This is a genomic window from Rhodococcus triatomae (assembly GCF_014217785.1).
Lineage (GTDB): Bacteria > Actinomycetota > Actinomycetes > Mycobacteriales > Mycobacteriaceae > Rhodococcus_F > Rhodococcus_F triatomae.
In genome coordinates this window covers 4,134,845-4,156,929 of the sequence record NZ_CP048814.1, presented here as the reverse complement: position 1 = coordinate 4,156,929, position 22,085 = coordinate 4,134,845, and the positions used below count along the sequence as shown (strand labels likewise).

Genomic DNA, 22,085 nt, shown 5'->3' with positions numbered 1-22,085 from the left:
CCCGTCATCCACCACGACACCGCAACCCGCACAGGAGAATTCCATGCCCAGCACCACAGTCACCGTCGGATCCGCCATCGGCCTGCACGCCCGCCCGGCCGCGATCATCGCCGACGCCGTCACCGAGGCCGGGGTCCCCGTGACCCTCGCCGTCGCGGGCGGAGAACCGGTCGACGCGGGATCGGCCCTGCTGATCATGTCGCTCGGCGCCACCAAGGGCACCGACGTCGTGGTGGAGAGCGACGACGCCGACACCCTGGCGAAGATCGTCGATCTCGTCGCCGCGGACCTCGACGCCTGATCCCCTGGGTGAAGGTGGCCTTCGACCGGCCTGACGGGGCACAGGGTCCCTTCACCCCAGGGGAGGCGGGTGGTGGCGGTGGGGGGTGCCGCGATTTCGCGTATGCCGACGCCGTGTTCTCGGTAAGTTCGACAGGCGACAGCCGAATCATTCGGTGACGGCTGAACCACTCGGTCACCGGCGTCACGGACGCCGCCGACGGGGCAAGGAGTTCGATGACGGATATCGACGACCAGCACAGCGTGCCTCCGCCCCACGACGAGGCAGTCCCCGTCCGCACCGGGATCAACCGTCCCGTGTTCGTGGTGTCCTCCCTCGTCATCGTCTCGATCACGGCGTGGGCGATGGTCGATCGCGAGGGTGCGGACACGGTGATCGGGAACGTCGTCGCGTGGATCTCCGCGGCGTTCGGTTGGTGGTATTTCCTCGTGGCGACGGCGATTCTGCTGTTCGTCCTCTTCATCGCCGTGTCCCGGTACGGCAAGATCCGGTTGGGACCCGACCATTCCCGCCCCAAGTACAACGTATTCACCTGGGGCGCCATGCTGTTCGCCGCGGGTATCGGGATCGACCTGATGTTCTTCTCGGTCTCCGAGCCCGTCACGCAGTATCTCCAGCCGCCGGTCGGCCCCGGCGAGAACACCGAGGCCGCACGACAGGCCGTGGTCTGGACGCTCTTCCACTACGGCATCACCGGGTGGGCGATGTATGCCCTGATGGGAGCGTCGCTGGCCTACTTCGCGTATCGGCGCGGACTGCCCCTGTCGATCCGGTCCGCCCTGTACCCCGTCATCGGCAAGCGGGTCAACGGGCGGGTGGGCGACACGGTCGAGATCGCGGCCGTCATCGGCACCATCTTCGGAATCGCGACCTCGCTCGGAATCGGCGTGGTGCAGTTGAACTTCGGCCTCCACTTCATGTTCGGGTTGCCGGAGGGCACCGCGATGCAGATCGCCCTGATCGCCGTCGCGGTCCTGATGGCCACGATCTCGGTGGTCTCGGGCGTCGATCGCGGCATCCGGCGTCTGTCCGAGCTGAACGTGATCCTCGCGCTCGGCCTCATGCTGTTCGTACTGATCGCCGGCAAGACCCGTTTCCTCCTCGACGCCCTGGTGATGAACGTCGGCGACTACATCAGCCGCTTCCCGTCGATGACTCTCGACACCTTCGCGTTCGATGCCCCCACCGAATGGCTCAACGCCTGGACCCTGTTCTTCTGGGCCTGGTGGATCGCGTGGGCTCCGTTCGTCGGCCTGTTCCTCGCCCGCATCTCCCGCGGCCGCACTCTCCGCCAGTTCATCGCCGCCGTGTTGACGATCCCGTTCGCCTTCATCGGCATCTGGATCGCGATCTTCGGCAACGCCGCCCTCTCCATCGTCGTCGACGGCAACGGCGACTTCGGCGAGACGGCGATGACCGCTCCCGAGAGCGCCTTCTACTCGTTGCTCGACCAGTACCCGGGCGTGGTGTTCAGCGCGGGGATCGCCACCTTCACCGGGCTGCTGTTCTACGTCACCTCCGCCGACTCCGGCGCACTCGTGATGGCGAAGTTCACCTCGCACCCGCACGATCCCGAGGACGACGGACCGGCGTGGACCCGGATCTTCTGGGCCGTCGCGACCGGCCTGCTCACCCTCGCGATGCTCCTCGTCGGTGGTGTCAGCACGCTACAGAACGCCACCATCATCATGGGGTTGCCGTTCTCGTTCGTGATGGTGCTCATCATGGCCGGGCTGCATCGTGCCCTCCGCAGCGAGGGCCTGCGCGAGGACAGCATCCGGGCGACCCTGCATTCCTCACTGTCCGAGCGGGTCACCACCGAGCGAGGCGTGCAGCGGACGTGGCGCCAGCGCGTCGCGCGGAGTCTGTCCTACCCCGATCGTGACGATCTGGCCAGGTACGTCGACTCGGTGGCACGGCCGGCACTCCAGGCCGTCGTGGACGAGTTGTGCGAGCGTGACGTGGACGCCACCCTCGTCGAGAACATCGAACCGGACACCCGCGTCCCGCACATCGACCTCACCGTCACCATGGCCGGCAATCCACCCTTCCGCTATCAACTCTGGCCCGAACGCACCCCGATCCCGTCGTTCGCGATGCGTTCGTCGAGTGGCGACGCGGTGTACTACCGGCTCGAGGTCTACCTCACCGAGGGCAGCCAGGGCTACGACGTGATGGGATACGGCCGGGACCAGCTCATCGGCGACGTCCTGGACCAGTACGAACGGCACATCGAGTATCTGCGGCTGCGCAACACCCCCACGATGGAATGATCCACCGGTACGAACGCTGCACGGGAGAGAACATGACCCACCCCGACCCCACCGACACCCCGGCGTCGAGCCTCTACATCGACGGCGAATGGGCGCCCGCCGCCGACGGGGGTACCCGCGAGATCCGCTGCCCCGCAGACGGAAGCCACGTCGCCACCGTGTCCGAGGCGACCACCGACGACGTCCACCGGGCCGTCGCCGCGGCCCGCCGGGCGTTCGACGAGGGGCCCTGGCCCCGTACCGTCGCGGCCGAGCGGGGCCGGGTGCTGCGCCGGGTGGCGGACACCCTGCGGCAGCGCCGCGAAGAGTTCGCCAGGGCCGAGTCCTTCGACACCGGCAAGCGGATCGTCGAGAGCCGTATCGACATGGACGACATCGCCGCCTGTTTCGAGTACTTCGGCACGATCGCCGCGACGGACGCCGGGCGGCTGGTCGATGCCGGCGACGCGAACGTGGTCAGTCGCATCCAGTACGAGCCGGTCGGCGTGTGCGGGCTCATCTCCCCGTGGAACTACCCGCTGCTCCAGGCCGCCTGGAAGGTGGCCCCGTGTCTCGGTGCCGGGAACACCTTCGTCCTCAAGCCCAGCGAGCTCACCCCCTCGACCGCGATCCTGCTCATGGAGCTGCTCACCGAATGTGGCGTGCCCGCGGGCGCAGCCAACCTCGTGCTCGGTGCGGGCGCCGTGGCGGGTGCCCCACTGTCCGAGCATCCGGACGTGGATCTGGTGTCGTTCACCGGCGGACTGATCACCGGCAGGCGGATCGCCGCCGCCGCGAGCGCCACCGTGAAGAAGGTCGCCCTCGAGCTCGGCGGCAAGAACGCCAATGTCGTGTTCGCCGACGCCCTGTTCGACGCCGCGGTCGACAACGCGCTCAACGCCGCGTTCGTCCACTCCGGCCAGGTGTGCTCGGCCGGTGCCCGTCTCATCGTCGAGGAGTCGCTGCACGACGACTTCGTCGATGCCCTCGTCGAACGCGCCCGCGGGATCCGGCTCGGCGGCCCGTTCGACGACGCGGCGGAGACCGGCCCGCTGATCTCGGCGGCTCACCGGGACAAGGTCACCGAGTACGTACGTCGCGGTGTCGAGGAGGGTGCCGTCCTCCGGTGTGGCGGCGTGTGGGGTACCGGAGACCTCGAACAGGGCTACTACTACCTGCCCACGGTGCTGGACGGTGTGCGGCAGGGCATGTCCGTCGTCGTCGACGAGGGATTCGGTCCGGTGGTGACGGTGGAGACGTTCGCCGACGAGGACGAGGCGGTCCGGATCGCCAACGACACGCGGTACGGGTTGGCCGGCGCCGTGTGGACCCAGGACGCCGGGCGAGCCCAACGGGTCGCGAACCGGATGCGGGCCGGCACCGTGTGGATCAACGACTTCCACCCCTATCTGCCCCAGGCCGAGTGGGGTGGCTTCGGCGAGTCCGGTTTCGGCCGCGAACTGGGACCGACCGGATTCGCCGAGTACCGCGAGGCGAAACACGTCTATCACAACATCGATCCCGGCGTCAGCGGTTGGTTCCGCGGCCCCGGCGAGGAGGAGTGAGATGAGCGCGACCGGCGAGCACGAGTACGACTACGTCGTCGTGGGCGGCGGGTCCGCCGGAGCAGCGGTGGCGGCACGACTGTCCGAGGATCCGGCCGTGACCGTGGCGTTGATCGAGGCGGGACCGAGCGATGTCGGTCTCGACGAGATCCTCGTCCTCGATCGCTGGATGGCGCTGCTCGAATCCGGTTTCGACTGGGACTATCTCGTCGAGCCGCAGGAGAAGGGCAACTCGTTCATGCGGCACGCACGGGCCCGCGTGCTCGGTGGCTGTTCCTCACACAACTCGTGTATCGCATTCTGGCCGCCCCGCGAGGATCTCGACGAGTGGGCGTTCGAGTACGGCGCCACCGGCTGGGACGCCGAGTCCGTCCACCCCCTGATCCGGCGGCTCGAGACCAACAGTCGGTCCGGCGACCACCACGGCCACGACGGGCCGGTGCACATCCGCGACGTCCCGCCCGACGACCCGTGCGGGGTCGCGCTCCTGGACGCCTGTGAGCAGGCCGGAATCCCCCGGGTCCGGTTCAACGAGGGCCCCACGGTCGTCAACGGCGCCAACTTCTTCCAGATCAACGCGCGCGAGGACGGAATCCGCTCGTCGTCCTCGGTGTCCTACCTGCATCCGATCGTCCATCGCGCCAATCTCACGATCCTCACCGACCACTGGGCCCGGCGGCTGCCGATCGAGGGCGGTCGGTGCATCGGGGTCGACGTCCTGCTGCCGGACGGCATCCACTCGCGACGGATTCGCGCCCGCCGGGAGGTGGTGTGCTCCGCCGGCGCGATCGACACCCCGAAACTGCTCATGCTGTCCGGAATCGGCCCCGCGGACCATCTCCGTGAGATGGGGATCGAGGTGCTCGTGGACTCCCCCGGCGTCGGCAGCAATCTCCAGGATCACCCCGAGGGCGTCATCCAGTGGGAGGCCAAGCGCCCCATGGTCGACCGGTCCACGCAGTGGTGGGAGATCGGGATCTTCTCGCCCACCCGCGAAGGCCTCGACCGCCCGGATCTGATGTTCCACTACGGATCGGTGCCGTTCGACATGCACACCCTGCGTCAGGGCTATCCGACCTCGGAGAACGCCTTCTGCCTGACTCCCAACGTCACCAAAGCCCGATCCACGGGGACGGTACGTCTCCGCAGCATCGACTTCCGGGACAAGCCCCGTGTCGATCCGCGGTACTTCACCGACCCGTACGACATGCCGGTGATGATCGCCGGAATCCGCCGAGCCCGCGAGATCGTCGCCCGGCCGGCGATGTCCGAGTGGGCGGGGCGAGAGTTGTACCCCGGCACCGACACCGTCACCGACCAGGAGATCGAGGACTACATCACCCGCACCCACAACACCGTCTATCACCCGGTGGGAACGGTGCGGATGGGTAGCGCGGACGACCCCGCGGCCCCGCTCGACCCCGAGCTCCGGGTCAAGGGAGTCGACGGTCTTCGGGTCGCCGATGCGTCGGTGATGCAGACGATCACGGCAGTCAATCCCAACATCACCGTCATGCTCATCGGTGAACGCTGCGCCGACCTCGTCCGCGGCGCCTGACCTGCCCGTCCCTACGGATGCGCTACTTCCGGCGCAGTCCCCGGAGCAGGAGCATCCCACCGCCGAGGAGTGCGAACCCGACGGCCAGCCCGATGGCCACCAGACCTGGCGACAGGTCCGGGGACGGTGCGCCCTCCGTCTGCGGGCCCTCGGCCGGCACGCCACTGTCGCGGACCCGGTCCACGGCGTCCGGCAGGACCAGCAGCGGTGGGAGCGGACCGCCGCGCGCCTCGGAGGCGATCACCAGATCGCCGCTCTCGGTGAACGCGACCGCCTCACCCTGCGGCTGATGGGGAAGGACGAGGGACTCCGTCGGGAGCCCCGTGAGGGCCTGGCCCACACTCGTCCCGCGGACGTCGAAGAGGTGCACGTGCGAATAGCTGCGGACCGCGGCGACGCTGCCGTCGTGCGAGACGGCACCGCCGGTGAACACCGCCCGGGACAGGGACTCCGCCACGGAGACCGGAGCGTCGGGGTCGGGGTCGGGGTCGGGGTCGGGGCCCGAATCCGCCGGAAGCGCAGTGAGATCCAGCTCGCCGAGCTTCTCGAGCGGTGTGGGGCCGGGCTCGGCGAGTTCGTGCACCGTGAGTCCGCCTTCCGGGCGGTAGATTCCGCTCGGCCCCCCGAAGGTCTTGGTGACGATCACCGGCACGTCGTCCGGGCCGAGCAGTACGGTCTCGGCGTCGTGAGGTCCGTCGGGATAGGTCAGCCGGTGCAGCGATCCTCCGCCGCTGCCGTCCGTGGACATGGCGATGAGTGCCACCGTCTCGCGGCGGCGGCGGTTGTCCCCGGTATCGGACAGCCACAGCCGCCCGTCGCCACCGCGTGCCATGTCCTCGACGTCGTAGGGATCGACCGGCACCGGGATCCACTGTTGGACGGCGCAATCCGGTCCCAGTACGGCGACCGCCTCGTCGGAGCCGCTGTCGCCGACCGCGTACAGTCTGCCTCCCGCTGCCACCAGGCCGGACAGTTCGTCGAGTGCCGGGTCGGTCGGGGTACACAGCACCGAGAACTCGGTCGGCGCGGTCGGCGCGGTCGGTGAGGCCTCGGCCGGCGCGGGCGCCGCACCCGTCAGGCCGGCACCGAGCACGGCCATCACCGCCGCGGCGGCCCACCGGCCGGCTGCCTCAGACAACGACGCGATAGTCGGCCAGCGCGGAGGCGAGGGGTTCGGGAACCCGGGCCCGCACTCGCGTCCCGGACACCTCGTGCTCGGAGTCGAGGATCTGTCCGTCCGCGTGGATCCGCGCCATGAGATCACCACGCGTGTAAGGCACCAGCGCGCTGACCTCGACCTCCGGACGGATCAGGACGTCGGCGAGCGTCGCCCGGAGTGTCTCGATCCCCTCCCCGGTGCGTGCCGACACGAAGACCGCGTCCCGGAGCAACCCACGCAACTGGGTGAGCACGACCGGGTCCGCGGCGTCGATCTTGTTGACCACGATCAGTTCCGGCGGCGGTGGCGCGTCGCTCTCGCGCAGCACGTCGGTGACCACCTCACGTACCGCCTTGATCTGCTCGGTGGGCAACGGATCCGATCCGTCCACCACGTGCAGCAGCAGATCCGCGCCGGCCACCTCCTCGAGGGTCGACCGGAACGCCTCGACCAACTGGGTCGGCAGATGCCGCACGAAGCCCACGGTGTCGGTGAGGATGTACTCGCGGCCGTCGTCGAGAGCGGCGCGTCGGCTGGTCGGGTCCAGGGTCGCGAACAGCGCGTTCTGCACCAGGACGCCCGATCCGGTCAGCGCGTTGAGCAGACTCGACTTGCCGGCGTTGGTGTATCCGACGATGGCCACGGAGGGGATGGTGCTGCGCACGCGACGGGTGCGCTTGGTGTCGCGCGCCGCCTTCATGCCCCGGATCTCCCGGCGCAGCTTCGCCATCCGTTCCCGGATTCGACGACGATCGGTCTCGATCTTCGTCTCACCGGGCCCGCGCAGCCCCACGCCGCCGTTGCTGCCGGCCCGGCCGCCCGCCTGACGCGACATCGACTCACCCCAGCCACGCAGCCGCGGGAGCATGTACTCCATCTGGGCGAGGGCCACCTGCGCCTTGCCCTCGCGGGACGTCGCGTGCTGGGCGAAGATGTCGAGGATCAAGGCGGTCCGGTCGATGACCTTGACCTTGACGACCTTCTCCAGCGCGGTCAGCTGCGCAGGTGTGAGCTCGCCGTCACAGACCACCGTGTCCGCGCCCGTCGCGAGGACGACCTCGCGCAGTTCCTCGGCCTTACCCGAGCCGATGTAGGTGGCCGGGTCCGGCCGGTCGCGCCGCTGGACGAGGCCCTCGAGCACCTCCGAACCAGCGGTCTCCGCGAGGGCGGCCAGCTCGGCCATGCTCGATTCGGCCTGCTCGGCCGTGCCCTGCGTCCAGACACCCACCAGCACCACGCGCTCGAGGCGCAGCTGCCGGTACTCGACCTCGGTGACGTCGGTGAGCTCGGTGGACAGACCGGCGACGCGGCGTAGCGCGCTCCGGTCGGCGAGCTGCATCTCGCCGACCGACGGTCTGTCCTCGGCGGGCATGTCGGTGTCGGCAGCGGGGGCGGCCGCGGCGTAGGTGTCGGCAGTGTCGCTGGTCTCTGCGTCCTGATGTGTGTTCGTCATACCCGCCCATGATCCCACGGGCGGCCGCTGTCACGCACCCGCATTTGCCCGCGTGGGTGTCAGGCTCCGCCACCAGCTGTCGCTGACGACCCCGCTCGCGACCAGGACCGACGGGCCACGCAGTGTCGCGGTGCCGTCGTCGGCGATCCGCACGAGCACCTCCCCACCGGGTACCCGCACCGCCACCCGGCCCGCGTCGGCGCCGTCGTGCCGGAGAGCCGCGGCGGCCGCGGCGACCGTGCCCGTTCCGCACGAGCGGGTCTCCCCCACCCCGCGCTCGTGCACCCGCATGTCGACGGCGCCGCCGTCGAGCGCGGTGAGGATCTCCACGTTCACACCCTGCGGGAACACCCCCGGGTCGTAGCCGGGGGACGCGGTCAGATCCAGTGCCGCCAGTCCCGAAGCCGTCAGGTGCGGGTCGACACAGGCGAGGTGGGGATTGCCGACATCGATGCCGATCCCGGGGAACACCCGGCCGTCGATCGTGGCGGTGGTGGCGCCGAGCTCGCGCACGGCGCCCATGTCGACGGTCACCTCTCCCCGGTCGGCGTCGGCGCGGTGCACGACGACCGGCTTCCCCCCTGCGCGACTTCCCACCACGAACTCGTCCCTGCGCTCGAATCCGGCGGCGCGGATGTAGTGGGCGAACACTCGCACCCCGTTACCGCACATCTCCGCGACCGATCCGTCGCCGTTGCGGTAGTCCATGAACCAGTCGTCCTCGGCGACCCCGTCGGGCAGCGTTTCGAGCACGCCTGCCGCGGCCAGCGCACCGGCCTTGGCCACCCGCAGGATTCCGTCCGCGCCGACACCGCTCCTGCGATCGCAGAGCGCGGCCACCCGAGCCGGCTCCAGATCGATACGCACGTCGAGGTCGGGCAGCAGAACGAAGTCGTTCTCGGTGCCGTGCCCCTTACTGAAATCCATGTCCACCACTGTATCCACCGTGTCCACTGCACCGACGGCATCTCGACGCCGCCGGGCCGCCGGTGACCGCTCAGCGCTGCGCGCCGCCATTCCGTTGCCTGGCGATCTCGTACAGCGCGACCGCACCCGCCGACGGCGCTCCCAGTGAACTCGCCGAACCGCCGATCGGGATACGGACGACGGCATCGCACGCCGCGTGCCAGGCCGCGCTCATCCCCCGGGTCTCGTTGCCCACCACCAGCACGGTCCCACCGGTGAAATCGTGCTGCGCGATGTCCCTCGACCCGGTCTCGTCGGTGCCGACGATGTCCATCCGCCCTCCGGCCCGCGCGCAGTCGTCCCGGAAGCGCACCACGTCGTCGACCGAGGGCACGGTCGCCACCGGACGGGCGAACACGGAGCCCGTCGACGCCCGCACACTCTGCGGATCGAAGGGATCCGCACCGTGCCCGACCACCACGACCGCATCCGCGCCGAACGCGTCCGCCGAACGGATCAGGGTGCCGAGGTTGCCCGGCGACGACGGCCGGTCGAACGCCACGATCAGCGGCGACCGCTGCAACTCCAGATCGCGCAAGCGAGGCGCGCGTGTCTCTGCGACGCCGATCAGCTCGGGGACCGAGTCCTCCTTCTCCCCGAGCTCGCCGATCAGTTCGGAACTGATCCCCACCTGCCGCGCCGGATGAGCGCGCAACACCCCCCGCGCCCACTCGGAGAGCGGGGCACCGTCGATCCGGTGCAGCAACGTCTCGATCGGCCAGTCGTATTCGACGGCCATGTTCAGCGGCCGCACGCCCTGGACCAGGAACCGGCCGGCACGAGTGCGCTTGGCACGGTTGCCCAGATAGGACTGCCACTGCTGGAAACTCGCGTTCCTCGTGGTCACCACGGGTCCGTCGGCCTGCGCTCGGCCCGGGCGGTCACTCTTCGCCGGACCCCGGCGGTCACCCTGTGCCGGACCCCGGCGGTCACCCTGTGCCGGACCCCGGCGCTGCGCCCCGTGCTTCATCCCTGCCCCTCACTCTCGCTCGCACCGAGCACCGCGAGCGCGGCCCCGGCCAGATCTGGGTCCGCGCCGTCCAGCCAGTGGATCCGTGGGTCCCGGCGGAACCACGAACGCTGCCGCCGCACGTACCGGCGCGTGCCCACGAAGGTCCGTTCCCGGGCCTGGTCGAGGCCGTACTCGCCGTCCAGGTAGTCGAGAACCTGCGCGTACCCGATGGCACGGCGGGCGGTCACGCCCTCCCGCAGCCCCCGCTCGACGAGTCCCTCCACCTCCTCGACCAGCCCCTGCTCGAACATGAGATCGGTCCGCCGCGCGATCCGCTCGTCCAGTGCCTCGGTGTCCCGGTCCACGCCGAGTAGCCGTGCCGCCCACCGAGGTTCGCCGATCGTCGGGGCGGACGCCGCGAACGGTCGGCCGGTGAGTTCGACGACCTCGAGCGCCCGCACCAACCGTCGACCGTCCGTCGGGAGAATCGACTCGGCCGCGGCCGGATCCACGGCCACGAGCGCCGCGCGCACCGCGGCGACCCCCTGCTCCTCGAGCACGCTCTCCCACTTGGCCCGCACCTGCGGGTCGGTGGCGGGGAACTGCCATCGGTCGAGCAGCGCCTGTACGTACATCATCGATCCGCCGACGACGATCGGGACCAGGCCCCGCGCCATCACGTCCTCGACGTCGGCGACGGCGTCGCGCTGATAGGTCGCGACGGTGGCCGTGGCGGTGACGTCCAGGACGTCCAGCTGATGGTGCGCGATGCCGCGCCGCTCGTCGGGTGGCAATTTCGCCGTGCCGATGTCCATTCCGCGATACAGCTGCATCGCGTCGACGTTGACGATCTCGCCACCGAGCCGCTCGGCCAGATCCAGCCCCAGCGCGGACTTGCCGGTCGCGGTGGGCCCGACCACCGCGACCGGGCGGATCGACGGCGTCACGGCAGCCACGTCCCCACGTGGTAGCCGACGCCGTAGGGGGCGCCACAGTAGTCGGACGTCGTCTGCGTCGGATCGTCCATGAAGGCCCCGGCCATCGCCTGCCACGGCGCCCTCCCGCCGATACCGAGCTCGCGGCACAGGGACGGATCCAGAGCCGCCAGCAGGTCGCGGCGGCCCGACCGGAGGGCCTCGTCCAGTTCGGCCTGAACCTCCGGCGCGCGGAGGTCGAGTGCCCCCGGCGCACGTTCGGTCAACGTGATCGCTCCGTCCGCCACGACGAGCAGCGCCACGGGCTCGGTCACCGCGTCGAGCTCGCGACGCACGGCCGCGCCCGCCGCGGCCGCCGCCTCCGGGGTGCACTCCTCGTCGAGCAGGACCACGCTCGCCGTCACGTCCGGGCCCACCCGGCCACGGATCCAGCCGGCGACCAGGGCAGCCAGGGGCCATTCCGCGTCCACCTCGACGTCCGGCGGGTCCGCCGACGGCACGGGAGAGAGTCGAACGCGGACATCCGCCCCGTAACCGAGAAAGCTCCCCACCGATTCCGGTGCCGGCGGCCGTGAACCACCGTCGGCGACACCGACCACCACCCACCGCCTCGCCCGTTCCGCCAGCGCGCGCCCGGTGTCCAGCACGGCCGCGCGCACGGGGGCGAACTCGTCGTCGGTCCGGCCGCTCAACTCGGGTACCAGCAGGGGTGGTGACGGGACGAAGGCGGCGGCGGTGAACACGAACGCCACGCTAGCCGACGACACGAGATGCCTCGTCTGCCCGCTTCCTTCCTCCGGGAACACCCCGCGACCTGATTCAATGGTCCTCGGACACCGAACCGGGGTTCAATGTTCTCCAACGGGGATCACCCACCGGAGTCCGGAGAACCGGGCCCGGGTGGTCCACATGTGCACAGGCAGCCGTGACGCGCGGCAGGGAAGAGGAACCGATGACGGACAACAGTGACGCCACTCGAGATGTCGGCGCCGCCGAACCGGGCACGCCGAAGCCGACGCCCCGCCCCGCACCGCGACCCGGCCCGGTCAAGCCGGGCCCGCCGAAACCCGGCCCCGCTCCGTCCCACGCCACGATCCCTCCGGCCACCCCCGTCCCCGCCCCTCCGGCCGGCGACCCGTCGAAGTTCGGCCGCGTCGACGACGACGGCACCGCATGGGTGAAGACCGCCGACGGGGAACGACAGATCGGGTCCTGGCAGGCGGGCGACGCCGCGGAGGGCCTCGCCCACTTCGGTCGCCGCTACGACGACCTGGCCACCGAGGTCGGCCTGCTCGAGGCACGTCTGGCGTCCGGCACCGGTGACGCGAAGAAGACCCGAGCCGCCGCCGTCGCCCTCGCCGACTCCCTCCCGACCGCAGCGGTCATCGGCGACATCGATGCGCTCGCCGCCCGCCTCGACGCGATCGTCGCCGGGTCCGAGGAAGCCGCGGCGCACGCCCGCGAGGAGAAGGAGCACATCCGGCAGGAGAGCACGGCCCGCAAGGAGGCCCTCGCCGCCGAAGCCGAGACGATCGGCGCCGAGTCGACGCAGTGGAAGGTGGCCGGCGACCGGCTGCGCGAGATCCTCGACGAGTGGAAGACCATCCGTGGCGTCGACCGCAAGGTCGACGACGCGCTCTGGCGCCGGTACTCCAAGGCCCGCGAGGCCTTCAACCGCCGGCGCGGCGCCCATTTCGCCGAACTCGATCGCGAGCGCGCCGCGGCCAAGGTCCGCAAGGAAGAACTCGTCGCGCGCGCCGAGGCCCTCCGGGACGAGACGGACTGGGGGCCCACCGCGGCCGCATTCCGCGAACTGCTCGTCGAGTGGAAGGCCGCTGGCCGCGCTCCCCGCGAGGCGGACGACACTCTCTGGAAGCGGTTCAAGGGCGCCCAGGACGTGTTCTTCGCCGCCCGCAATGCCGCGGCCTCCGAGCGCGACGCCGAATTCGAGGAGAACGCGGTCGCCAAGGAAGCCCTCCTCGCCGGAGCCGAAGACATCGATCCCGGCCGCGACCTCGACGGTGCGCGGGCGGCACTGCGCGATCTGCAGGAGAAGTGGGACGCGATCGGCAAGGTTCCGCGCGAGCGGATGCACGAACTCGAGGGTCGGCTACGCGCCATCGAGAAGAGGGTGCGCGAGGCCGCCGACGACCAGTGGCGACGTACCGACCCGGAGGCGCTCGCCCGCGCCGCCCAGTTCCGCGAGCGGGTGGCCCAGTTCGAGGAACAGGCCGCCAAGGCCACCGCGGCGGGCAAGACCAAGGACGCGGAAAAGGCCCTCGCGCAGGCCGAGCAGTGGCGCGAGTGGGCCGAGGCCGCGGAAGGCGCCGTCGGCGGGTAGGCGGTCGTGACCACCCGACTCGTCTTCCTCCACGGCGCAGGAGGCTTCCTCGACGACCGCCGCATGGCGGACGATCTCGCAGGCGTCCTCGATGCGCGCCTGGACATACCCCACCTCCCCGAGGAGGACATGTCGTTCGATGCGTGGGCCGCTTCGATCCGCACGTCCCTGACGGCGATGCGGACCGGAGATCTTCTCGTCGCACACTCGTTCGGCGCCTCGATCCTGCTGCGTGTCCTGGCCGAGAGGCGATGGGAGGGTGTGCCGGAGGCCGTCCTCCTGGCGATGCCGAACTGGGGCCCGGAGGGCTGGGATGTCGAGGAGTACGCATTCGCCGGGCGGAAACCTGCCGTGGCTCTCTCGCTGCATCACTGCCGGGACGACGAGGTGGTCCCCGTCGCCCATCTGTCACTGAACTCGGCCAGCCTGCCCTCGGCACGGGTCACCGAACACGCGTCCGGCGGCCATCAGTTCGACGGGAGGGTCGCGTCGATTGCCGCGGACGCGTCCGGTCAGCGCAGACGCCAGGGGCTGTAGTCGTCCTGTTCGGCGGCGTGCTCGCGGCGCTCCTGCTCGGCAGCCAACTGGATCGCCGTGCGACTCCACACCACCTTGAGCCAGTGGAAGGTGAGGACGATGACGGTCAGCCACGCGAGGACCAGACCGATACCCGGCCCCGCGCCGGCGACGTCGGGGGTGGTCTGCCGGGACCAGATCGCGAGCATGCCGAGCACCATCGAGACGGCGGTACCGGCCAGCGCCCCCCAGGCCAGGACCCACCGACGTGTCACCAGGGCGAGCATGGAGGTGATGACGCCGAACACCAGCGCCAGCCAGACGAATATCCGCGACGGCAGGATGATCGTCTCGGCCGCGGCGTCCTCGTTGTAGGACAGGACGTCCCAGCCGTTGGCGGCACCCGCGTGCGGGAGCATGAACGACGCCAGCAGGACCACGACGGCCACGGCCACGACGAGCGCCCGGGCCCCGGGATCGATCTCGCCGGCCACCTTGCGCTCGGCCGCGTCGAAGTCCTTGCGGTAGCCCTCCATCGGGTCGGTCTTCGCGGTGCTCTCGCCCGCGTCGCTCTTGTCGTTCGGGGCGCTCATGCGCTGCATCCCATCTGTACTGGCAGGGGTTCGGGCGCGCCGATCCGCGGCAGGCCCAGACCCACACCGATCGGTGGTGTCTTGGGGGTGATCCCACGTTCGAACGAATCGCCCGCGCGGGTGCGTCGATGTGTGAGGACCGGGGTGTCGGCGACGAGGTGGTGCGGGGCCGCGCCGCTGACCACGATCGTCACCACGTCGCCGGGCCGGATCTCACCGTCGAGGTTGCCCTCGGGCCGGAAATGCACCAGCCGGCCGTCGCGCGCGCGTCCGCTGGACCGCGACGTCTCGTGGTTCTTGCGACCGTCGCCCGCCGTGACGAGCAGTTCGACCTCGGTGCCCACCAGCGCCCGGTTCGCCTCCAACGTGATCTGTTCCTGCAGCGCGATGAGCCGCTCGTACCGCTCCTGGACCACCGCCTTGGGCAGCTGCCCGTCCATCTCCGCGGCGGGGGTGCCGGGACGCTTCGAGTACTGGAAGGTGAAGGCACTGGTGAAGCGGGCCCGCCGCACGACGTCGAGCGTGTCCTGGAAGTCCTCCTCGGTCTCCCCGGGGAAGCCCACGATGATGTCGGTGGTGATCGCCGCGTGCGGCATGGCCGCACGCACCTTCTCGATGATTCCCAGGAACTTCGTCTTCCGGTAGGAGCGGCGCATCGCCTTGAGGACGCGGTCCGAACCGGATTGCAGCGGCATGTGCAACTGCGGGCACACGTTGGGGGTCTCGGCCATCGCGTCGATGACGTCGTCGGTGAACTCGGCCGGGTGGGGGGGACGTGAAACGGACCCGTTCGAGGCCCTCGATCTTCCCGCACGCGCGCAGCAGGTCGGCGAAGGCGCCGCGACTACGGGGCATCTCCGGATCGGCGAAGGACACGCCGTAGGAGTTGACGTTCTGCCCGAGCAGGGTCACCTCGGCGACACCTTCGTCGACGAGCGCCTGCACTTCCGCGAGGATGTCGCCGGGACGCCGGTCGACCTCCTTGCCGCGCAGCGAGGGAACGATGCAGAACGTGCAGGTGTTGTTGCATCCGACCGAGATCGACACCCACCCCGCGTACGCGGACTCGCGCTTGGCGGGCAGCGTCGAGGGAAATGCCTCCAGCGAGTCGAGGATCTCGACCTCGGCCCGCTGGTTGTGGCGCGCCCGGTCGAGGAGTGCGGGGAGCGCACCGATGTTGTGTGTCCCGAACACGACGTCCACGTACGGCGCCTTCTTCACGACGGTGTCGCGGTCCTTCTGTGCCAGGCATCCACCGACCGCGATCTGCAGGTCGGGGTTGCGCTCCTTGGCCGGTGCGAGATGACTGAGATTGCCGTAGAGCTTGTTGTCGGCGTTCTCCCGGACCGCGCACGTGTTGAACACGACCAGGTCCGGGTCCTCCCCCGCTGCCGCCTTCGTGTACCCGGCGTCCTCGAGCAGGCCGGACAACCGCTCGGAATCGTGCACGTTCATCTGGCAGCCGTAGGTGCGTACCTCGTAGCGGCGCACCGGGGCCTTCGTCCCGGCCTCGGCCGCGTCGCCGTGCCCTGCCTGCTGGTCGATCGTGTCCACGTAGTACAGGGTACGGCGCAGGGCAAACCGTCCGGGACCTGGCCGGGCACCGTCGCGGGCGACGACGAGATGCCTGGTTCACCCGAGCCGGCTCGCCGCCTCCTTCCGGCCCGTCGGTGACGGCGCGTGATTTCCGTAAAGTTTCCGTGACATCGCAGTATTTCGCGGACCAAATAGTCAGAATGCGGGACCACACCACATAAGGTCATCGACTATGACGCACGCCGACGACGCCGGACCCGCTGCCACGACGGGCGCGACCCCCTCGATGATCTCCATGACAGCGGTCGAGAAGACGTTCGGTCCGCTGCACGTTCTCCAGAACATCACGATCGAGGTTCCGCGCGGACAGGTCGTGATCGTGGTCGGACCTTCCGGATCCGGCAAGTCCACCCTCTGCCGGACCATCAACCGCCTCGAGCCCATCGATTCGGGAACGATCGCCGTCGACGGCAAGGTCCTTCCCGCCGAGGGCAAGGCCCTCGCCGCACTGCGAGCCGATGTGGGGATGGTGTTCCAGTCGTTCAATCTCTTCGCGCACAAGACGATCCTCGAGAACGTCATGCTCGCCCCGATGAAGGTGCGCAGGATGAAGGAGGCCGCGGCCAAGGAGTCGGCGTTCGCTCTCCTCGAACGGGTCGGGATCGCCAACCAGGCGGACAAGTACCCGGCGCAGTTGTCGGGCGGCCAGCAGCAGCGGGTCGCGATCGCACGCGCCCTGGCCATGAACCCCAAGGTGATGTTGTTCGACGAGCCGACGTCGGCACTCGATCCGGAGATGGTCCAGGAGGTGCTCGACGTCATGACGTCCCTCGCCAAGGAAGGTATGACCATGGTCGTCGTCACGCACGAGATGGGCTTCGCGCGCCGCGCGGGCGACCGCGTGCTGTTCATGGCGGACGGGCAGATCGTCGAGGACACCGAACCCGAGACGTTCTTCACGAATCCGAGGTCCGACCGGGCGAAGGACTTCCTCGGCAAGATTCTCAGCCACTGACACCGTCGCCCTGCCACGACACGGCAGGGCACTCGCCCCGGCCCGATCCGGTGGCGGACACCGAACCCAGCAGGACAGAGGAAGGAACTCGATGAGGATCAACCGTTCGATTCGTGTGGGAATCGGCGCACTCGCGGTGGCCGCGATCGCCTCGGCGTGTGGCGGCGGGGAGGAGCGCAGTGCCTCGGAGAGCGCCGCATCCGGTCAGCTCACCGTCGGTATCAAGTTCGATCAGCCCGGTCTCGGGCTCCGTAACCCGGACGGCACCTTCAGCGGCTTCGACGTCGAGGTCGCGAAGTACGTGGGCGAGAAGCTCGGTGTCGCGCCCGAGAACATCACCTTCCGGGAAGCGCCGTCGGCGCAGCGGGAGACCCTGATCCAGAACGGTGAGGTGGACTACGTCGTCGCCACGTACTCGATCACCGACGCCCGCAAGGAGAAGGTGGACTTCGCGGGACCGTACTTCATCGCCGGTCAGTCGCTCCTCGTCCGTTCGGACAGCACCGACATCACCGGCCCCGAGTCCCTGAACAACGGAAAGAAGCTGTGCTCGGTGACGGGGTCCACCCCGGCGCAGAACGTCAAGGACACCTACGCGCAGGACGTCCAGCTCCAGGAGTTCGACACCTACAGCGCCTGCGTGGAGGCACTGCGCAACGGAACCGTCGATGCGCTGACGACCGACGACATCATTCTCGCCGGCTACGCGGCGCAGTACCCGGGTGAGCTCGAGGTCGTCGGCGAGTCCTTCACGGAGGAGCAGTACGGCATCGGCCTGGCCAGGGGCGACGACGAGACTCGCACCAAGATCAACGACGCGATCGAGGAGATGATCGCGGACGGGTCGTGGGCGAACGCTTTCGAGGAGACGGTCGGCCCGTCCGGCTTCCCGCTCCCCGAGCCGCCCACCGTCGACCGCTACTAGCACCCCGCCGGGGTCCGGCCGACGTTCCGTCGACCGGACCCCGGCCCCTCTCCTTCGGGGTTGGCCCTTCTCACTCGAGGTTGGTACGTGGACCTACTGAGCAAGTACGACCAGCAGTTGCTCGACGCGTTCTGGATGACCGTCAAGCTCACCGCGCTGTCGGGCGTCGGCGCCCTCGTCATCGGCACCGTCCTCGCCGCGATGCGGGTCTCCCCCATTCCGGTCGCACGCGCGGTCGCGGCCACCTACGTGACGATCTTCCGCAACACGCCGCTCACGCTGATCATCATCTTCTGCTCGTTCGGGCTGTTCCAGACGATGGGCGTGGCGCTGGCCCAACAGGACTCGCCGACATTCTTCGTGGACAACAACTTTCGGCTCGCCGTCCTCGGCCTGAGCGTCTACACGGCGGCATTCGTCTGCGAGTCCCTCCGTTCCGGCATCAACACCGTGCACGTCGGCCAGTCCGAGGCCGGCCGGTCCCTGGGGCTGACGTTCTCCCAGAACCTGCGGCTGATCGTGCTCCCGCAGGCGTTCCGCGCCGTGACCGCTCCCCTGGGCAGCGTGCTCATCGCGCTCACCAAGAACACCACGATCGCCTCGGTGATCGGCGTCGCCGAGGCGTCACTGCTGATGAAGACGATGATCGAGAACGAGGCGGCGATCTTCGTCGTCGGCGGCATCTTCGCGCTCGGTTTCGTTCTCCTGACCCTGCCGATGGGCCTGCTCTTCGGCTACCTGAGCAAGCGATTCGAGGTCGCCCGATGAGATCTCCCGCCGCCACCGTCCTCTACGACGCCCCCGGTCCCCGCGCCCGCGCCATCTATCGGTCGTTCTCGGTGATCGTCGTGGTGCTGCTCGTCGGGCTCGGCTTCCTCGTGTATCGCGCGCTGGACGAACAGGGCCAGCTCACCGGCGACAAATGGGATCCGTTCCTCGAGTCGACGTCGTGGACCACGTATCTGCTGCCCGGTATCCGAGGCACCCTCGTCGCGGCCGCCGTGTCGATCGTGCTGGCACTGATCCTCGGTGCCGTGCTCGGCATCGCCCGGCTCTCCGAGCACCGGGTGATCCGGATCGTGTCGGGCACCATCGTGGAGCTCTTCCGGGCGATTCCGGTGCTGATCCTGATGATCTTCGCCTACCAGGTGTTCGCCGAGTACCGCGTGTTCCAGTCCCAATACCTGGCATTGGCCGCGGTGATCGTGGGCCTCACGCTCTACAACGGCTCGGTGATCGCCGAGATCGTCCGTGCGGGCATCAAGTCTCTCCCGAAGGGCCAGACCGAGGCCGCGATGGCTCTGGGCATGCGCAAGGGCCAGATCATGCGCACCATCCTGCTGCCGCAGGCGGTCACGGCGATGCTCCCGGCGATCATCTCGCAGATGGTGGTGGCGCTGAAGGACTCCGCACTCGGCTACCTCATCGGCTACGTCGAAGTGGTCCGCTCCGGCCAGCAGTTGGGTGCGTTCTACAGCAACTATCTGCCGGCTCTGATCGTGGTCGCGATCATCATGATCGTTCTCAACTCGACACTCACCTACGCCGCGACCCGCCTGGAGAAGCGCCTGCGCGCCGGGCGGCGGCGCAAGGGTGGTGCCGCCGCGGTACCTCTCGCGCTCCCCGATGCCGCGGTGCCGGGCATGGACATCACCGACAAGCGGAGCTGACCACTGGACGATCACGCCCTGCACGAGATCGTGGCGTTCGTCCGCGCGCGCCCGCCACGCGTCGGGGACACTCGCCTGGTCGCCGTGGACGGGAGGTCGGGGTCGGGCAAGAGCTCCCTCGCCGACTCGCTCGTTCCCCTGTTGGGGGCTTCGCTGATCCGGATGGACGATCTGTACGAGGGATGGTCCGGGCTGGAGACGTCGGAGCGCCGGCTACACCGGTGGGTGGTCGAGCCGCTGGCGACGGGAGCTCCCGTCCGGTGGCGGCGGTTCGACTGGGCCACAGGCGAGTACGCGGAGTGGCACGAGCAGGCCCCGTCCGGTGTCCTGATCGTGGAGGGCTGCGGCGCGGCGCGGGAATCTCTGGACTGGGCGTACTCGACGATCCTGTGGGTCGAGGCCGACGAGTCCGTCCGACGCCGGCGGCTCGAACAACGAGGCGATTGGAGTACCTACCGTGCACACGCACAACAGTGGGCCTACGACGAGCAGGCCCTGTTCGCGCGGGAACGAACCCGGGAACGGGCGAACCTGATCGTGGACAACGACTAGCTGGTGCCGCGCTCCTGGCACCCGATCCGCTAGCTCACCTCGGGGGGTCGATCTCCCCGATCCGCTCCTTGACCACCTCGTAGCACATTCCCGGAGGGAATCCGCGGCGCGCCAGCATCCCGACCAGCCGACGGGTGGCCTTCTCCCGATCGTCGAGCGAGACGGACCGCAGCTTCCTGTCCACGAGTTCACCGGCGCGGGCCCGCTCGTCCTCCCGGTCGATGAGGTCGAGCGCTTGCGCCGCATCGTCCGGGCCGATGCCCTTGCGTCGGAGCTCCACGGCGAGTGCCCGCTTACCCTTGCCCGAGTAGGTGTGCCGTGAACGAACCCATTCACGGGCGAAGTCGGCGTCGTCGATCAGACCGACCTCGGTGAGACGGTCCAGGACACGGTCCACGACGTCCGGCGCGAACTCCCGGCGACGCAGACGATCGGCCAGCTCCCCGCGGCTACGGGCACGATCGGCCAAGAGGCGCAGGCAGATCTCCTTGGCCTGCGCCTCGGTGCCACCCTCTCCCTCGGGACGCACCAGCGGCCTAGAACTCTGCCGGCGCCGCGGCCTCGTCGGACACCGTGACGTCGGCACCGATGCCCAGCTTCTCCTTGATCTTCTTCTCGATCTCGTCCCTGATGTCGGTGTTCTCGAGGAGGAACTTGCGGGCGTTCTCCTTACCCTGCCCCAGCTGGTCGCCCTCGTAGGTGTACCAGGAGCCGGACTTACGGATGAAGCCGTGCTCGACACCCATGTCGATCAGCGAGCCCTCCTTGCTGATTCCCTGACCGTAGAGGATGTCGAACTCCGCCTGCTTGAACGGCGGAGCCACCTTGTTCTTGACCACCTTGACGCGAGTGCGGTTGCCGACCGCATCGGTGCCGTCCTTGAGGGTCTCGATCCGGCGGACGTCCAGACGGACCGACGAGTAGAACTTGAGAGCCTTACCGCCCGTGGTGGTTTCCGGCGAGCCGAACATGACGCCGATCTTCTCGCGCAGCTGGTTGATGAAGATGGCGGTGGTCCCGGAGTTGCTGAGTGCACCGGTCATCTTCCGCAGCGCCTGGCTCATCAGGCGCGCCTGCAGACCCACGTGGCTGTCGCCCATCTCGCCCTCGATCTCGGCGCGAGGCACCAGGGCCGCGACCGAGTCGACCACGAGGATGTCGAGTGCACCGGAACGGATCAGCATGTCCGCGATCTCGAGTGCCTGCTCACCGGTGTCCGGCTGGGAGACCAGCAGGGCATCGGTGTCGACGCCGAGCTTCTGCGCGTAGTCCGGGTCGAGAGCGTGCTCCGCGTCGATGAACGCGGCGATGCCCCCATTGGCCTGGGCATTCGCGACCGCGTGCAGAGCGACCGTTGTCTTACCCGAGGACTCGGGGCCGTAGATCTCGATGACCCGGCCGCGGGGCAGACCCCCGATCCCGAGTGCGACGTCCAGCGCGATGGACCCGGTGGGAATGACGGCGATCGGCTGGCGGACCCCCTCGCCGAGACGCATCACCGAACCCTTGCCGAAGCTCTTGTCGATCTGCGCCAGGGCGAGGTCCAGTGCCTTGTCCCTGTCGTGCGCCTGTGCTGCCATCGTCGTCCCCATTCTCGAGTCTCACGCTCTCGTCCGCGTGTTTCGGTGTTCCGATGTTGTGCCCGTAGGTTAGATCCAGGCACCGACAACCCGGGACCAGCGAACGACCCCAGTGTAAGCGAACGTGTGTTCGATCATGGTGTTCGGGGCGGCGACACGCCGGAACGTTCTCCGGATCCACCCTCCGCGTTCCCGCCGCAGCCGGTTCCGGCGCCG

20 protein-coding genes and 1 pseudogene are annotated in these 22,085 nt (G+C 69.2%); 11 read left to right on the top strand and 10 right to left on the bottom strand.

The features are described 5' to 3' along the window. The first annotated feature begins 43 nt into the window (after positions 1–43). The 4 genes from G4H71_RS19775 to G4H71_RS19760 all read left to right on the top strand — a co-directional run bounded on the left by G4H71_RS19775 (position 44) and on the right by G4H71_RS19760 (position 5,676). The gene (locus G4H71_RS19775) at positions 44–301 is read left to right on the top strand and encodes an HPr family phosphocarrier protein (RefSeq protein WP_072738690.1); all 258 of its coding nucleotides are present in this window, start codon (positions 44–46) and stop codon (positions 299–301) included. 215 nt (positions 302–516) lie between these two features. Next, positions 517–2,574: a choline BCCT transporter BetT gene (gene betT / locus G4H71_RS19770; protein WP_083343196.1), complete on the top strand. Its 2,058-nt coding sequence runs from the start codon at positions 517–519 to the stop codon at positions 2,572–2,574. A gap of 32 nt (positions 2,575–2,606) precedes the next feature. Then, entirely contained in the window at positions 2,607–4,118 is a 1,512-nt protein-coding gene (locus tag G4H71_RS19765) for an aldehyde dehydrogenase family protein (protein ID WP_072738752.1), read from the top strand. Between the two features lies 1 nt (position 4,119). After that, positions 4,120–5,676, top strand: coding sequence for a GMC family oxidoreductase (locus G4H71_RS19760; RefSeq protein WP_072738691.1), 1,557 nt, complete (start codon positions 4,120–4,122; stop codon positions 5,674–5,676). 22 nt (positions 5,677–5,698) lie between these two features. Here the strand turns inward: G4H71_RS19760 and G4H71_RS19755 are convergent, their stop codons facing one another. The 6 genes from G4H71_RS19755 to G4H71_RS19730 all read right to left on the bottom strand — a co-directional run bounded on the left by G4H71_RS19755 (position 5,699) and on the right by G4H71_RS19730 (position 11,908). After that, the gene (locus G4H71_RS19755; RefSeq protein ID WP_072738753.1) at positions 5,699–6,775 is read right to left on the bottom strand and encodes a YjiK family protein; all 1,077 of its coding nucleotides are present in this window, start codon (positions 6,773–6,775) and stop codon (positions 5,699–5,701) included. A gap of 31 nt (positions 6,776–6,806) precedes the next feature. Then, positions 6,807–8,288, bottom strand: coding sequence for a GTPase HflX (gene hflX, locus G4H71_RS19750; protein ID WP_072738692.1), 1,482 nt, complete (start codon positions 8,286–8,288; stop codon positions 6,807–6,809). Positions 8,289–8,318: 30 nt separating this feature from the next. Continuing rightward, a complete protein-coding gene (gene dapF, locus G4H71_RS19745) occupies positions 8,319–9,215 on the bottom strand; it encodes a diaminopimelate epimerase (RefSeq protein WP_072738754.1) in 897 nt (298 codons plus the stop codon). Between the two features lie 70 nt (positions 9,216–9,285). Continuing rightward, positions 9,286–10,101: a TrmH family RNA methyltransferase gene (locus G4H71_RS19740; RefSeq protein WP_371842602.1), complete on the bottom strand. Its 816-nt coding sequence runs from the start codon at positions 10,099–10,101 to the stop codon at positions 9,286–9,288. 119 nt (positions 10,102–10,220) lie between these two features. Further along, complete coding sequence (miaA, locus tag G4H71_RS19735) at positions 10,221–11,162, bottom strand: tRNA (adenosine(37)-N6)-dimethylallyltransferase MiaA (protein WP_072738693.1); 942 nt, start codon at positions 11,160–11,162, stop codon at positions 10,221–10,223. Continuing rightward, positions 11,150–11,908, bottom strand: a complete 759-nt coding sequence (locus G4H71_RS19730) for a class III extradiol ring-cleavage dioxygenase family protein (protein WP_246442756.1) — start codon at positions 11,906–11,908, stop codon at positions 11,150–11,152. The genes miaA and G4H71_RS19730 overlap by 13 nt, the downstream gene beginning before the upstream one ends. A 185-nt stretch (positions 11,909–12,093) precedes the next feature. Here G4H71_RS19730 and G4H71_RS19725 point away from each other — a divergent pair, with 185 nt between their 5' ends. Then, on the top strand, positions 12,094–13,482 hold the full coding sequence (locus G4H71_RS19725; protein ID WP_072738694.1) for a DUF349 domain-containing protein: 1,389 nt from the start codon (positions 12,094–12,096) through the stop codon (positions 13,480–13,482). A gap of 6 nt (positions 13,483–13,488) precedes the next feature. Then, positions 13,489–14,019, top strand: a complete 531-nt coding sequence (locus G4H71_RS19720; RefSeq protein WP_072738695.1) for an alpha/beta fold hydrolase — start codon at positions 13,489–13,491, stop codon at positions 14,017–14,019. Here the strand turns inward: G4H71_RS19720 and G4H71_RS19715 are convergent. Together G4H71_RS19715 and miaB are read right to left on the bottom strand one after the other, a co-directional pair. Beyond that, a complete protein-coding gene (locus G4H71_RS19715; RefSeq protein WP_072738758.1) occupies positions 13,995–14,591 on the bottom strand; it encodes an Rv2732c family membrane protein in 597 nt (198 codons plus the stop codon). The two genes, G4H71_RS19720 and G4H71_RS19715, sit on opposite strands and share 25 nt — an antisense overlap. Beyond that, positions 14,588–16,145: pseudogene (gene miaB, locus G4H71_RS19710) on the bottom strand (tRNA (N6-isopentenyl adenosine(37)-C2)-methylthiotransferase MiaB). The gene G4H71_RS19715 and the pseudogene miaB overlap by 4 nt, the downstream one beginning before the upstream one ends. Before the next feature lie 268 nt (positions 16,146–16,413). Here miaB and gluA point away from each other — a divergent pair. From gluA to G4H71_RS19685, 5 genes are all read left to right on the top strand, one after another. After that, positions 16,414–17,142, top strand: coding sequence for a glutamate ABC transporter ATP-binding protein GluA (gene gluA, locus G4H71_RS19705; protein ID WP_083343205.1), 729 nt, complete (start codon positions 16,414–16,416; stop codon positions 17,140–17,142). Positions 17,143–17,233: 91 nt separating this feature from the next. Then, the gene (locus G4H71_RS19700; RefSeq protein ID WP_072738697.1) at positions 17,234–18,067 is read left to right on the top strand and encodes a glutamate ABC transporter substrate-binding protein; all 834 of its coding nucleotides are present in this window, start codon (positions 17,234–17,236) and stop codon (positions 18,065–18,067) included. An 87-nt stretch (positions 18,068–18,154) separates the two neighbouring features. Next, the gene (locus G4H71_RS19695) at positions 18,155–18,835 is read left to right on the top strand and encodes an amino acid ABC transporter permease (protein WP_072738698.1); all 681 of its coding nucleotides are present in this window, start codon (positions 18,155–18,157) and stop codon (positions 18,833–18,835) included. Next, positions 18,832–19,737, top strand: a complete 906-nt coding sequence (locus G4H71_RS19690) for an amino acid ABC transporter permease (RefSeq protein ID WP_072738699.1) — start codon at positions 18,832–18,834, stop codon at positions 19,735–19,737. The genes G4H71_RS19695 and G4H71_RS19690 overlap by 4 nt, the downstream gene beginning before the upstream one ends. 30 nt (positions 19,738–19,767) lie before the next feature. Next, complete coding sequence (locus tag G4H71_RS19685; protein ID WP_139183302.1) at positions 19,768–20,289, top strand: uridine kinase family protein; 522 nt, start codon at positions 19,768–19,770, stop codon at positions 20,287–20,289. 34 nt (positions 20,290–20,323) lie between these two features. On the opposite strand, the gene recX is transcribed toward G4H71_RS19685, so the two are convergent. Both recX and recA read right to left on the bottom strand, forming a co-directional pair. Continuing rightward, on the bottom strand, positions 20,324–20,818 hold the full coding sequence (recX, locus tag G4H71_RS19680) for a recombination regulator RecX (RefSeq protein ID WP_246442759.1): 495 nt from the start codon (positions 20,816–20,818) through the stop codon (positions 20,324–20,326). Positions 20,819–20,825: 7 nt separating this feature from the next. Then, positions 20,826–21,869 (bottom strand): recombinase RecA, encoded by a 1,044-nt coding sequence (gene recA, locus G4H71_RS19675; protein WP_072738702.1) that lies wholly within the window; start codon positions 21,867–21,869, stop codon positions 20,826–20,828. Positions 21,870–22,085: the final 216 nt, after the last annotated feature.